Origin of the sequence: Dyadobacter sp. CY351 (assembly GCF_021502625.1) — a bacterium.
In the GTDB taxonomy this organism is placed as follows: domain Bacteria; phylum Bacteroidota; class Bacteroidia; order Cytophagales; family Spirosomataceae; genus Dyadobacter; species Dyadobacter chenhuakuii.
In genome coordinates this window covers 64632-78866 of record NZ_JAKFFU010000009.1, presented here as the reverse complement: position 1 = coordinate 78866, position 14235 = coordinate 64632, and the positions used below count along the sequence as shown (strand labels likewise).

Genomic DNA, 14235 nt, shown 5'->3' with positions numbered 1-14235 from the left:
AGATTGTGTACAAGCAAGGATACGATGCGATAGTGGTAGGGGCCGGTCCGAATGGGCTGGCGGCGGCTATCACATTACAGGAAGCGGGGCTGTCTGTTTTGCTCGTTGAAGCCAAGCCAACCATTGGCGGCGGCATGCGGTCGGCTGAGCTGACACTTCCCGGTTTTGTACATGACATTTGTTCCGCGGTGCATCCTACGGCCGTCCTGTCGCCTTTTTTCAAGAAACTGCCCCTGAAAGATTTTGGTGTGGAAATGATCCAGCCGGAGTTCGCGGCGGCACATCCGTTTGATGACGGAAAAGCAGCCGTTTTGCACCAGTCGGTCATGGAAACTGCGGAAGGGTTAGGGATTGACAAAAAAGCGTATCTCGACTTCATGCAGCCCTTAGTGGCCGAGTTACCGGGTTTACTTCCCGATCTGCTCGGACCGCTGAAATGGCCAAAGCATCCGATCGACCTGGCCATGTTCGGGTTTAAGGCGCTTCCGCCCGCAACCTGGACACGTAAACTTTTCAAGACAAAAGAGGCGAGAGGATTGTGGGCAGGCATGGCGGCTCACGCCATACAACCTTTGCAGAACATAGCCACATCTGCTTTTGGGATCATGTTGATGGCTGGTGCGCACCTGGCAGGCTGGCCAATTCCCAAGGGCGGAAGCCAGTCAATCGCGGATGCGCTGGCCGGTTACTTTTTGTCCATAGGCGGGCAGATTCAAACGGGTTTTGAAGTAAAATTGCTGGACGAGCTGCCAGACGCCAAAGCAATTTTGCTGGACATTACGCCCAGGCAACTTTTAAAAATTGCTGGAAACAGACTGAGCCCTTCCTATCGCAAACGGTTGGAAAAGTATCGTCATGGGATGGGTGTATTTAAAATAGACTGGGCATTGCACGAGCCTATCCCTTTTACAGCCGACGCTTGCAGAAAAGCCGGTACGGTGCATTTGGGCAATACATTTGAAGAAATTGCGCATGGTGAGAAAAGCATGGACCGAGGGAAGCATGTTGATAAACCGTTCGTCTTGCTGGCGCAGCAAAGCCTTTTTGATCCGGGACGCGTTCCGGCAGGTAAGCAGGCGGCCTGGGCTTATTGTCACGTTCCCAACGGCTCGGATAAGGATATGACAACCATTATAGAAGATCAGGTAGAGCGTTTTGCACCTGGCTTTCGGGATACGATCATAGAAAAGCATACGATGAACACCGCACAAATGGAGGCCTATAATCCCAACTACATTGGTGGGGACATTAACGGAGGCGTCCAGGATATTTTGCAGTTATATTCACGGCCTACTTTACAGGTTTCTCCATATCGCACTTCCGCTGAGGGCGTTTACTTATGTTCATCATCCACACCGCCGGGCGGTGGCGTGCATGGCATGTGCGGGCATCATGCAGCCATACAGGCATTGAAAGATGTTTTCAAGATCGATGACATTTCAACAGAGCGCGTAAAATAAATCGGAATATGAATTTTTTGCAGACCATTTATATTGGTTTTTTTATTGGAATAATAATCCTTTCCATAACCGGCTGCGATAAAAAGCAGACTGCGGAAGAAAGGAAAGCAGACAGCCTCGCGCATTGCATCGCTGATGGGATCCCATCCAGGGCATCGGCGATCAGAAATGCAAGCTACATTGCTGAGGGAAAAGGAGATACAGCCGAAATGGTATGGATAAACGGCGGTAAATTTCTGATGGGAGCCGACGAGTTTCCCGATTCCAGACCTATGCACGAAGTTACTGTTAATGGTTTTTATATAGACAAACATGAGGTTACCAATGCAGAATATGCGGCTTTTGTAAAGGCAACCAATTATAAAACAGTGGCGGAAAGGCCTTTAAATCCAGCGGATTATCCAGGCGTCCCGGTGGATAAACTTGTTCCGGGCTCCGCCGTTTTTACACCAACAAAAACAGCAGTTTCCCTGGATAACCCCCTGCAATGGTGGAATTACGTGCCCGGAGCCAACTGGGCGCATCCCGAAGGCCAATCATCCTCGATCAAAGGCCGCGAGAATTATCCCGTTACGCACGTCTCCTACGAAGACGCTGCCGCCTATGCCAAATGGGCTGGTAAACGGCTTCCTACCGAGGCAGAATGGGAATTTGCAGCACAAGGCGGCAAAGGGAACCACACCTATTACTGGGGCGACGAACTGAAACCCGGAAACAAATGGGTGGCGAACATTTACCAGGGAAGTTTTCCGGACAAAAACACCAAAGAAGATGGTTTCATAGCAGCCGCGCCCGTGCAGACATTCCCCGCCAATCCTTACGGTTTGTACGACATGGATGGCAATGTGTGGGAATGGTGCGAAGATCTATACCGACCCGATTACTATCAGAAAAGCCCCAAGGATAACCCCAAAGGCCCTTCGGATAGTTACGATCCCGAGGAGCCGGGTGCGGTAAAGCGCGTGCAGCGCGGCGGTTCTTTTCTTTGCAGCGATGATTATTGCATTCGTTACAAAGCCGGCAGCCGTGGTAAAGGCGAGGTCACCAGTGGCAGCAACAACCTGGGGTTTCGCTGTGTGAAGGATAAAATTTAAGTTTTTCAGTCAAGATTCAGCAGCATGAGTATGCATTTTCTAACCGTTCCTGGTTTGGCCAGCTCGGGTCCGCAGCATTGGCAAACTATCTGGGAACAGCAACATCCGCAACAGTTCAGCCGCGTGCAGCAGGAAAACTGGGACTGGCCGGTAAAAGAGGATTGGGTGAAACAATTGGATAAACAAATCAGTGAACTAACAGGCCCTACCGTCCTCGTAGGCCATAGTTTGGGATGCATTACCATTGCACACTGGGCGCAGCAGCACAGTTCGGCTCACATTGAAGGAGCGCTGCTCGTTGCACCTGCCGACGCTGAAATGTCCAAGCGTTTGAACTTTGTTGTGCGATTTACACCGATCCCCGTTAAACCTTTTGCATTTAAAACGGTCGTAGTAGCGAGCACTAATGATATATACGCAACCATAGGCAGATCAAAGCAATTTGCGGATAACTGGGGCAGCGAATTTATCAATATTGGAAAAGAAGGACATATCAATGCGGTTTCAGGTCTGGAAGATTGGAAAGAGGGTAAGGCAATTCTGGAAAGCCTGAGCGGTGTTAAACTTGCTGAATAAATTTTTATTTTATCTTCTTATCTTACAAATCAATTTTACCACTTAACAATCGAATGACTATGAAAAAAATGTTTGTTTTCGTTTTTGCCGGTTTGCTGTTCAATGCCGCTGCAATGGCTGGCCCTGATAAAAAAGCTGCTGACAAAACACTTACCGTTGACACAAAAAGCAGCACAATAACCTGGGGAGCTAAAAAAGTGACAGGAACGCACGCAGGCAGTGTGCCAGTAGAAAGCGGAACGCTGATCGTTGATGGTAACAAGCTGAAAGGCGGAACATTTGTAGCCGACGTGAAATCATTGGTTGTTACAGATGTTACCGACAAAGAAATGAACGGGAAACTAACCGGCCACTTGAAAAGTGATGATTTCTTCTCAGTAGAGAAACATCCTCAGGCTAAGTTGGTTATATCTTCTGTTACACCAAAAGGTGGTGATGCTTATGATGTAACGGGTAAATTGACCATCAAAGGCATTACTCAGGATGTGAAATTTCCTGCAACTGTGAAGGCGGATGCCAAAAAAGTGACGGCTGTTGCAAAAGTAACTGTGGACCGTACGAAATACGACATCAAATTCCGCTCTTCCAACTTTTTCGAAAACCTGGGAGATAAGGCGATCGACAATGATTTTACATTGGATGTGAACCTGGTGGCGAACAAATAAGATAAGGTAATTTTAAGAAAAGTTTGTATAATCCGGCTCGATTCATTTGAGCCGGATTTTTTTTAACCAACCTATATCCATGAAAAGATTTTTTACCGGGCTTTCCATCAGCTTGCTATTGCTCTCAGGAAACGCTTTTGCCCAAAAAGAAAACAAGCTTCCCGACTGGACCTTCGGCGGGTTCCAGCGCCCGGCCGGCGTAAACCCTGTCATTTCCCCCGATTCCACGTCCACATTCTTCTGCCCCATGAACAAAAAGCAGGTTGACTGGGAATCCAATGATACATTCAACCCCGCCGCGATAATTAAAAACGGCAAAATCGTTGTCCTGTATCGTGCAGAAGATAAAGCCGGAAGAGCCATCGGAAAGCGCACCTCGCGCCTGGGTTACGCTGAAAGCGAGGATGGAATTACATTCAAAAGACGCAAAGAACCCGTTTTATATCCAGCTGAGGACAACCAGAAAAAGAACGAATGGCCGGGCGGCTGCGAAGATCCGCGCGTGGCCGTCACCGAAGACGGTTTATATGTGATCATTTACACACAATGGAACCAGGACAAAGCGCGGCTCGGCATCGCGACTTCACGGGATTTGTTGAAATGGGAAAAACACGGGCCTGCATTCACAAAAGCATTCAATGGGAAATTCAATGAAATCTGGTCAAAATCAGGCTCCATAGTAACCAAGCTGGTCGGTGATAAGCAGGTGATTGCGAAGATCAATGGCAAATACTGGCTTTATTTCGGCGAGTCTAATGTGAACCTGGCTTCCTCCACAGACTTGATCAACTGGACGCCGTTGGTGGACAAAAATGAAAACCTGGTCAACCTGATTTCACCGCGCAAAGGCTTCTTTGACAGCAATTTAACAGAATGCGGCCCGCCAGCCATTGTTACTGAAAAAGGGATTGTCCTTTTATATAATGGTAAAAACGACAAAGGCGAAGATGGCGACAAGCGTTTCACGCCGAATAGTTACTGCGCAGGTCAGGTTTTATTTGACAAAAATGACCCTTCCAAAGTGCTCGACAGGTTGGACGTTCCTTTCTTTCGGCCCATGGAACCGTTCGAAAAAAGCGGCCAATATGTTGCGGGAACCGTTTTCATTGAAGGAATGGTCTATTTCAAAAACAAATGGCTCCTATACTACGGCTGCGCCGACTCCCGCGTAGGAGTTGCTGTCTACGACCCCAAAACCAAAACCCCCGGCGATCCGCTTCCGTAAAGACAAGTCGCAGCGCGACGAAATATTGGTAGCAAAAACAATTTTTCGGATAAATGGCAAATCCCGGCAGGGATGTAACGACAGGCATTGTTCACGCCGTTACATCCCTGCCGGGATTTTCTTGCACATGCAACTTCTTGCTACCAATATTTCATGCCGCTGGCATTTGCGTTGCTATTCTGGCTTGCAAAGCTGCATGTATCACTCGCAAATGTTTAATTTCTGCCGTTCGATCCATTGTAAGAGTAAAGGCGTATATGAGTAATAAAACAAAACAAACTTATTACCTATGAAAACGTCGATGAAATTTACAAGCTTTCTTGCAGTGGCTTTAATGACTGCTTTTGGTGCATTTGCGCAGGAAAAATCTAAAATGGTGGGTGGTGCAGAAATGTATCCAAACAAAAACATTATCGAAAACGCAGTCAATTCAAAAGACCATACAACATTGGTTGCAGCTGTAAAAGCAGCAGGATTGGTTGAAACATTGTCAGGAACAGGCCCATTCACAGTTTTCGCGCCGGTTAACGCAGCATTCGACGCATTGCCAGCAGGAACAGTTGACAATCTTTTGAAACCAGAAAACAAAGCAACATTGACTTCGGTTTTGACTTACCACGTTATTCCTGGAAAAGTTGATTCTAAATCAGTTGCGAAAATGATCAAGGACGGAAAAGGAAAAGCAATGGCAAAAACAGCACAAGGCGCTGAACTTACGTTTTCCATGGACGGAAAAGACCTGATCGTTACTGACGCAAAAGGTAACAAGGGAAAAGTAACCATCGCAGATGTGTATCAATCTAATGGCGTGATCCACGTGATTGACACAGTTTTGATGCCTTAATGAATTGAGTTTGTGAGTTTGGTTGTGTAGAGTGGTTGTGATGTGGCGGGAGAGCTTAGGCTTTCCCGCCTTTTTTTGTGCCCCATGCAGGTTAGTACAGGATAGTGCGACGGATAATTTTAGGAATTTTTGGATATTATTTTCTGCTTTTTTAAGAGTAGTTAACAAAAAAATCCCGTTGTTGTAAGGGAAGCCTATTTTTCAGAAGTCACTAAACCTATAAATACAAACCCAATGAATTCCAGATTTATCAGCGCCGCGCTTATGCTGGCCGTTTTATTGAGCATCGGAAGCCAGATTTCATGCGTGGCCCAGAAGAAAGAAAAAGGCTTCGTATCCATTTTTGATGGCAAATCATTAAAAGGCTGGGACGGTGATCCGAAATACTGGAGAGTGGAAAACGGGAATCTTGTAGGAGAAATTACGCCGGAGACCCTTTTAAAAACAAATTCATTCATTATCTGGAAAGGCGGCGAGCCCGCAGATTTTGAATTAAAAGGTTCGGTGAAGATCGCAACAGCCGGCAATTCAGGCGTTAATTACAGAAGTGAGCAATTAACAGACGTGCCTTTTGCATTGAAAGGTTACCAGGCCGATATCGATGGAAAAAACAATTATACAGGCCAGAATTACGAAGAGCGCAAAAGAACAACGCTCGCTTATCGCGGCCAGAAAACGACAATCAAGCCTTACACAGGCGAGAACACACCGGAAGCCGTTCGTGCCGGCGTAAAAGGCAATGCATGGACAGGCCTGGAAGTGACCGGTTCATTAGGAAAGTCTGATTCTTTGAAGACATTGATCAAAAGTGAAGACTGGAATGAGTTTCACATTATTGCAAAAGGAAACCGCCTGCAACATTATATCAATGGCGTGCTAATGAGCGACGTGACTGATAATGACACGGTTAATGGCAAAATGAAAGGCTTGCTTGGCGTGCAGGTTCACGTGGGTCCGCCGATGAAAGTGGAATATAAAGATTTGCGAATCAAACAATAGCGTACATGGCCAGCAGTGGCCGGAATGATAGTAAAATGAATAAAATAGGATTTAATGTGCTAGCCTGGACGGCGGCGGTTTCTGATGATCTTTTTCCCATACTCGACCGGTTGAAAGGAATTGGTTACGACGGAGCGGAATTTTATCTGGGCCCGCAGGAATCAGCTGCTTACCAGCGTGTTGGAAATTACACTAAGGATATCGGCCTGGAAACCAGTGCGGTAATGACGCTTGGCGCGGATGAAAATCCGGTAAGCGAGTCGGTGGAGGTTCGACAAAGGGCTTTGGATAAAATCAAATGGGCGGTAGACCGGGCACATGACCTGAATGCCAGGATCATTTGTGGCCCCTTTCACTCGGCGCATACAGTTTTCGTGAACCGACCTGCTCAGGATCAGGAATATGCATTGGCAGGAGAAGTTTTGAATGCTGCGGCAGAATATGCGGCTCAGGCCAACATTACATTCGCACTGGAAGCGCTGAACCGTTTTGAATGCTATTTGTGCAACACCATGGAGCAGTTGCTTAAACTGGTGAAAGCAGCCGATCATCCCAATGTGCGCGCCATGTTCGATACGCACCATTCCAATATTGAGGAGAAAAAATATTTCACAGCATTGCAAACCATCGCGCCTGTGCTGGCGCACGTGCATATCAGCGAAAATGACCGCGGAACGCCTGGCGACGGACAAGTGCTTTGGGACGACGCATTTTCTTCCCTGGCAGCAATCAAATATCAGGGCTGGCTCACGATTGAGGCTTTTTCAAGGAACGACCCGGATTTCGCCAATGCCATCGGCGTATGGCGTGAATTTTCAGATCCGTGGGACATTGCCGAGAATGGCTACAAATTTATCCGCGAAATGAGCCTGAAACACGGTCTTTGATCCAAACAAAAATATTCCTGAACCATGCATAAAGTCCTTCAATCCTTGCTGCTGACCAGCATTGTCGCTTTTATTTTCTGTCTTAAAACAGCCAATGTGCGTGCGCAAGATTTTGATGCGGAAATGTATCGGGTCGTTTACAAAGGCGATAAGGGTCCTGGCGCTGGAAAGAACATTGTTTTTATAGCGACGGATCATGAATATCGCGGCGAAGAATCACTGCCTGCATTGGCAAAAATACTCGCTAAAAATTACGGCTTCACCTGCACGGTTGTCTACGCGCTCGATTCCGCAGGCAACATTTTCCCAGGCGGCTCCAACATTAAGGGCCTTAATGTTCTGGAAAAAGCCGATCTGCTCGTCATGTTCATGCGCTTCGCCAGCTTTCCGGATAAGGAAATGCAACACATTGACGATTACGTCAAGCGCGGCGGCCCGATCGTAGCATTCCGGACTTCCACCCACGCTTTTGAAATTAAAAATAATCCGAAATGGGCACATTATAGCTGGGATTATAAAGGCGATAAGGCCAATTGGAAAGATGGTTTCGGCGAATATGTGCTCGGTGAAACCTGGGTTTCCCACTATGGCACCAACCACAAGCAATCTTCCAAAATCATTATTGAAAAAGGGCAGGAAGCAAACCCGATCATGACTGCTGTGCGGGATATATGGGTGCAATCCGGCGGCTACACGGCCGAGCCGAAAGGAACAGTGCTCGCCAGAGGCCAGGTGCTCAACGGCATGACGCCCACTTCCGAGCCCGACAAAACCAAAGAACTGCTTCCAGTTGCCTGGATCAAGGAATATCAGGTTGAAGGTGGCAAAAAAGGCCGCTCATTCACCACCACGCACGGTGCTTCCGAAGATTTGCTGAATGAAGGCTTCCGCCGCATGGTGCTCAATGCAACATTCTGGGCGATGGGCATGGAAAAGGACATCAAGCCTTCCAATGACATTGCTTTCGTAGGACCTTACAAGCCTACGACATTCAATTTTAGCGGTTATAAGGCCAATGTCAAGCCTGCGGACCTCGCAGGTTGGGACTCGCTCATTATGCCTGGCGAGATAGTCAAAAAGAAGACAAAGTAATTTTTTGATTTATATAAATTAATAACAGCATTTAATGTCTCAAACACTTCCATTTCGCTTCGGATCAGAGGTTTACACCTGGTTTATGAGCAACAACGGTCAAACGCATCAAGGCCGGCTGGGTCACATGATTGAAGTCATTTCGAAAGCCGGATTTACGGGAATTCAACCGATTTTCACCTGGATGGGCGATTTGATCGATCCGGATAAGCTCGAAGCTAAGTTGGACGAACAAGGCATTGAACTGGCTGCATTGGCATTGGCATTAGACTGGAATGAGGCAGAAGAAACCGAACGCGAACGCGAAGTGGCGGATCATGCAATCAAAATTTTGCAACGTTTTCCGGGTGCGGTTTTAAATACAGTGCAAATTCCAACAGGTCGCCACGATATTGCCGAACGCCAAAAGCGGCTTGTGAACATTGTCAACACGGTTTCACGACGGGCAGCAGACAAAGGCGTTCCTTGCAGTTACCATCCCAATTCCCCGCACACATCCATTATCCGTACAGCCGAAGATTACAAGATCGTGCTGGAAGGACTGGACGCATCGGTTACGGGTTGGACGCCGGACGTTGGCCACATCATCAACGGCGATATGGACCCGCTTTCCAAAATGAAAGAATATCAGTCGCTCATTAACCACGTACATTATAAAGATTGGGACGGAAATCCTGAATTTACATTAATGGGTAAGGGAAAAGTCGATTTGCTTGGCGTAACTCAATGGCTCAAAGACATTAATTATAGCGGCTGGATCATTTGTGAAGACGAAGGAAAAGAAGCATTGGAAGATCCCGATTTCGTCACCACCCACGACGGTAACTGGATCCAAAACGACCTGATCCCAGCACTAAGATAGCATTATGCCAACGATAAAAACCAACGGAATAAACATGTATTACGAGGAAAGGGGCTCCGGCGAGCCGCTTTTGCTGATTATGGGTATTACCGCGCCCGGATCTGTCTGGAATGTGCATGTGGCCGATTGGAAACACCATTTTCGCTGCATCATCGGCGATAACAGGGGCGTAGGGCAAACCGACAAACCCGCAGGCGCATACACCAGCGAACAAATGGCCGATGATTACGCCGGTCTGCTGGATTCGCTGGAATTGGAGAATGTGAATGTTGTAGGTTGCTCCATGGGCAGCACCATTGCACAGCAACTCGCGATCCGGCATCCCAAAAAAGTGAAATCACTGGTGTTAATGTGTCCCTGGGCGCGCTGCGATGCATATGCGAAAGGTTTGTTCCAGCACATTATGAACAGCAAAGCGCGGTTCATACCCGAGGAATTTAGCCTTTACATTCAATTATTAATTTTTTCAAAATCTTCCTGGGATGATCCCAGAAAGCATGAAGAGCTTGAATTGGGTAGAAAACAAGATGCCGTAAATCCTTATCCACAGCCTTTACACGGCCTGGAAGGTCAGGCCGCCGCTTGCATTAACCACAACGCGCTGAACGATTTGGCAAAAATATATCAACCAACATTGGTAATAGGAGGCCGGGAAGACATTTTCACGCCCGTTTGGATGGCAGAGGAAGTCGCAAATGGCATCCCGAACGCTGAGCTTTTCCTTTACGACAAGCTCGGACATGCTTTTCACTTCGAAAACACGGATGATTTCAACCAGAGAGTGAGGGATTTTCTCTCAAAACCCATTAAAACGAGGTGATTAGCGCCTTTTTTATTTTTGAATTGACCTAATACAAAATGGAAAGTGCGGAGCATATAAATGAGGACTGGACAGACAAAGTATCCAATCACGCGCAGATTGGCGGAATCGAAACGTCTGTTCTCGACAATGGCGCTGGAAGAGGAACACGCATTGCCTGGATTAACACCGGCGCAGGTTTGCGTTTTAAAGTGGTCATTGACAGGGCGATGGACATTGCCGAGGCATTTTATAATCAGCATAGTCTGGCCTGGCTGAGTCACGGCGGCATCACTTATCCGCAGCCTTTTTCTGATAAAGGAATTGATTGGTTAAGAACATTCGGCGGAGGCTTGCTCACAACTTGCGGCCTTACACACGTAGGCGGGCCGGAATCGGACAAATTTGGAGACAGAGGTTTGCACGGTCTGATCAGCAATTCTCCCGCAGAAATTGTGTCTATCATTCAGCCCGAGCCACGAGCTGGGAAGCTGCAAATGAGCATTACCGGCATTATCAGGGAAACAAAACCATTTGGACCAAGTCTGGAACTGCGAAGAACCATTTCGGCAACATTAGGACAACCCGGAATCCGCATTCATGACGAGGTTACCAATAAAGGCAACACGCCGTCTCCGCATATGCTTTTATATCATTTCAATTTCGGCTGGCCACTGGCTGACGAAGGAACGGATATACTTTGGAGAGGCAAATGGCATCCAAGGCACGGCGAAGAAAATGCCAAGATTTTCAAAGAAGGAAACGATTTCAAAAAATGCCCCGCACCATTGGAAGATCACCTCGGAAGCGGGGAAGAAGTAGCTTTGGTTGACATTGAAGCGGATATTTTCGGAGACAGCGTTTGCGGACTTTATAATGAAAAGATCGGTCTGGCTGTTGGATTAAAATTCAAAAAAGAACAATTGCCCTGGATGGCTAACTGGCAACATTGGGGCAAAGGTGAATACGTCACCGGGTTGGAACCCAGCACGCATCCGCTGACGGGTCAGGCGAAGGCGAGGGAGGATAAGACGCTGATATTTATTGGGCCTGAGGAGACGAAGGTTTATGATCTTGAATTGAATGTGATGACGGAGAAAAGCATTATTGATGAGTTTGTATTGCAGGTAAATGTGGCATGAACAACCCCTGTCAGCCTGAGCGGAGACGAAGGCGCGCTACTAACGAAGGCGTCTCGCTAGCCTTCGACTCCGCTCAGGCTGACAGAGGCAGTCACGGCCGACAAGGCAAGTCACGGGCCGACAAGGCAAGTCACTGGCCGACAAGGCAAGTCACGGGCTGACAGAGGCAAGTCACATGCTGACAAGGCAAGTCACAGGCTTAGAGAGGCAAGTCACATGCTGACAAAGGCAAGTCACAGACTGACAAAGACTGATATTATTATTAATAACTAAACCAATTTATTAACCACAATGGGACTTTCGAGTATAGCTGAAAAGGCGTTAGAGCAGGGAAAAGGGATTTTGCGTTTGGCGCCCACCTGGGTGCCGCGTTCATTTTGCGTTCCCGGCCGCAGGATCAAATTACATCCGGACGATTATTATGTACTGGGTGGAGAGCGTGGCGGTATCGATGAGCGCTGGTTATCATCTACTACTCCCGCGGAGAATGGACCGCTGACAGGCGAAAATGAAGGTTTGAGCCAGATTGTTTTGGAAGATGAGTCAGGCGTTCAAAAAGTCACATTGCGGGATGCGGTGGAAGCGCTGAAAGGTGAAATTATTGGTAACAGACTTTGGGATCAATACAAAAGCTGGCCGATGTATTCCAAGTTTTTTGACAATATGGGCCCGCTTCCGCACCATATCCACCACAGAGACGAGCACGCCGCAATGGTGGGCCAGAACGGAAAGCCGGAAGCTTACTATTTCCCGCCGCAGCTCAATAATCACGGTGGCGATTTTCCTTATACATTTATTGGAATTGCTCCCGGAACTACCAAAGAGCAGATCAAGGAATGTCTGATGAACTTCACCAAGGGTGACAATAAAATCACGAACTACTCCCAGGCATTTCGTTTGGAACCGGGTACGGGCTGGGATGTGCCTCCGGGCATGCTGCACGCACCGGGTAGCTTGTGCACGTATGAGCCCCAGAAAGCATCGGACATTTTCGCGATGTATCAATCGCTTGTAAACGAGGCCGTTATTCCCGAGGAGTTGCTTTGGAAAGGCACCCCGCAAGACAGAATTGGCGATTACGACTTGTTGATGGAAGTAATCGACTGGGATTTGAATGTCAATCCTAATTTGATGGAGAAACATTTCATGCGTCCGAAACCGGTGAAAGATGTTGCCGAAATGGAAGCGGAAGGATATAGCGAAAACTGGATTTGCTACAAGAACGAAGCTTACAGTGCCAAAGAATTGACCGTATTCCCCGGTCAAACCGTAACCATTAAAGACGGTGGCGCATACGGAATGATCGTGATGCAGGGCCACGGCAAACTAGGCGAGTGGGACATTGAAACACCCGCATTGATCCGCTACGGTCAATTGACAAATGATGAGTTTTTTGTAACTGAAAAAGCTGCAACAGAAGGCGTTGTGATCAGCAATCCTTCCAAAACAGATCCAATTGTAATCTTGAAACACTTCGGTCCGGGAAATCCTGACTTAGTTCTTTAACCAATAAATTCTTAAACCATGCCAGAAAATAATTATCCTAAGCTTCACAATGCCACATGGCCTGGGATTGTGGGCAAAGGTTCTGATGAAGAGCCGATTATTTCTTTTGATACAATGCTTGAAAAAACGGCCTCTGCGGAAGTGAATGGCGTTCGTTTTGACGGCGTTGATTTAGGTCTTTTTGACCCGCATGTTGGTATTTATATGAACCAGGACGGCGGCGCGGAACGTCTGGCTGAAAAGCTGAGCGGCCTTAACCTCGAAGTAGGAAGCCTTGTGGCGAATGTCTGGGCAGGTTCCGCAATGGGGACTAAGGAGGCGAAGGACACATTTGTAGAGCAGGTGCGCCAGGCTTGCATTTTTGGTAAAAAACTGCGTGACCTCGGGCTTCGCGAAGGCGGCGTAATCCGCGTTGACTCCGCTGCTTCGCCGGAAGTTTGGGCTGTTGATCCTGCTGCGAACACAAAGCAAATCGCTGAAACATTCAGACGCGCTTGTGACGTGGCTGCTGATTTTGGTGAAAAAATCGCTGCCGAAGGCGAAATCTGCTGGGGCGGAATGCACAGCTGGCGTGCCATGCTTGACACGCTGCACGCTGTTGATCGTCCGAATATGGGTTTCCAGGCTGATATGTCGCATACATTCCTTTATCTGCTGGGTTACAATGCACCTGAACACCGCATTTTGCCAGTTGATTTCCAGTGGGGCGACCGCTTTGCATTGGAAGAAGGTTTGAAAAAGATGACTGCTGAATTGCGTCCTTATACATTCGATTTCCACGTTGCACAAAACGACGGAACGGTTCACGGAACAGGTTCGCACGATAAAACGGGCCGTCACTGCCTGGCCACCGATCCAAACGGCAGATTGGACATTACAAAAGACGCCGGATATTGGATGCGGGATGAAAACGGCAACATTACCAAGGCATTTCGTCACATTTGCTGGGATGGCTGCATGTTCCCGAACGAGGTGATGACCAACCAGCAAACCTGGAATGACATTCTTGCTGCGCTGATAAAAGTGCGTCAGGCGCATGGCTGGTATCAGGAAGATAAAGTTATTTCTCCCATCGTTTAACCCG

General features: G+C 47.7%; 14 protein-coding genes. All 14 read left to right on the top strand.

The window, feature by feature from the left end; genetic code table 11:
• The first annotated feature begins 5 nt into the window (after positions 1-5).
• The 14 genes from L0660_RS17425 (at position 6) to L0660_RS17360 (ending at position 14231) form a co-directional block, all read left to right on the top strand.
• Complete coding sequence (locus L0660_RS17425) at positions 6-1460, top strand: NAD(P)/FAD-dependent oxidoreductase (RefSeq protein ID WP_235160537.1); 1455 nt, start codon at positions 6-8, stop codon at positions 1458-1460.
• Between the two features lie 8 nt (positions 1461-1468).
• Positions 1469-2554 (top strand): formylglycine-generating enzyme family protein, encoded by a 1086-nt coding sequence (locus L0660_RS17420; protein ID WP_235160536.1) that lies wholly within the window; start codon positions 1469-1471, stop codon positions 2552-2554.
• A gap of 24 nt (positions 2555-2578) precedes the next feature.
• Complete coding sequence (locus tag L0660_RS17415; RefSeq protein ID WP_235160535.1) at positions 2579-3130, top strand: alpha/beta hydrolase; 552 nt, start codon at positions 2579-2581, stop codon at positions 3128-3130.
• Between the two features lie 68 nt (positions 3131-3198).
• Positions 3199-3795: a YceI family protein gene (locus L0660_RS17410; RefSeq protein ID WP_026628689.1), complete on the top strand. Its 597-nt coding sequence runs from the start codon at positions 3199-3201 to the stop codon at positions 3793-3795.
• A gap of 79 nt (positions 3796-3874) precedes the next feature.
• Positions 3875-5020: a glycoside hydrolase family 130 protein gene (locus L0660_RS17405; RefSeq protein WP_235160534.1), complete on the top strand. Its 1146-nt coding sequence runs from the start codon at positions 3875-3877 to the stop codon at positions 5018-5020.
• A gap of 289 nt (positions 5021-5309) precedes the next feature.
• A complete protein-coding gene (locus L0660_RS17400; protein ID WP_233797513.1) occupies positions 5310-5864 on the top strand; it encodes a fasciclin domain-containing protein in 555 nt (184 codons plus the stop codon).
• 234 nt (positions 5865-6098) lie between these two features.
• Positions 6099-6863 (top strand): DUF1080 domain-containing protein, encoded by a 765-nt coding sequence (locus L0660_RS17395; protein ID WP_235160533.1) that lies wholly within the window; start codon positions 6099-6101, stop codon positions 6861-6863.
• Between the two features lie 35 nt (positions 6864-6898).
• Positions 6899-7750 (top strand): sugar phosphate isomerase/epimerase, encoded by an 852-nt coding sequence (locus tag L0660_RS17390; RefSeq protein WP_235160532.1) that lies wholly within the window; start codon positions 6899-6901, stop codon positions 7748-7750.
• Positions 7751-7774: 24 nt separating this feature from the next.
• The gene (locus L0660_RS17385; protein WP_235160531.1) at positions 7775-8842 is read left to right on the top strand and encodes a ThuA domain-containing protein; all 1068 of its coding nucleotides are present in this window, start codon (positions 7775-7777) and stop codon (positions 8840-8842) included.
• Positions 8843-8876: 34 nt separating this feature from the next.
• Positions 8877-9704 carry a sugar phosphate isomerase/epimerase gene (locus tag L0660_RS17380; RefSeq protein ID WP_235160530.1) on the top strand — a complete coding sequence of 276 codons (828 nt, stop codon included), beginning with the start codon at positions 8877-8879 and terminating at the stop codon, positions 9702-9704.
• Between the two features lie 4 nt (positions 9705-9708).
• Positions 9709-10524: an alpha/beta fold hydrolase gene (locus tag L0660_RS17375; RefSeq protein ID WP_235160529.1), complete on the top strand. Its 816-nt coding sequence runs from the start codon at positions 9709-9711 to the stop codon at positions 10522-10524.
• Between the two features lie 38 nt (positions 10525-10562).
• Positions 10563-11645: an aldose 1-epimerase family protein gene (locus tag L0660_RS17370; RefSeq protein ID WP_235160528.1), complete on the top strand. Its 1083-nt coding sequence runs from the start codon at positions 10563-10565 to the stop codon at positions 11643-11645.
• A gap of 291 nt (positions 11646-11936) precedes the next feature.
• Positions 11937-13151 carry a class I mannose-6-phosphate isomerase gene (locus L0660_RS17365; protein WP_235160527.1) on the top strand — a complete coding sequence of 405 codons (1215 nt, stop codon included), beginning with the start codon at positions 11937-11939 and terminating at the stop codon, positions 13149-13151.
• Positions 13152-13169: 18 nt separating this feature from the next.
• Entirely contained in the window at positions 13170-14231 is a 1062-nt protein-coding gene (locus L0660_RS17360) for a sugar phosphate isomerase/epimerase (RefSeq protein ID WP_235160526.1), read from the top strand.
• The last annotated feature ends 4 nt before the right edge of the window (positions 14232-14235 follow it).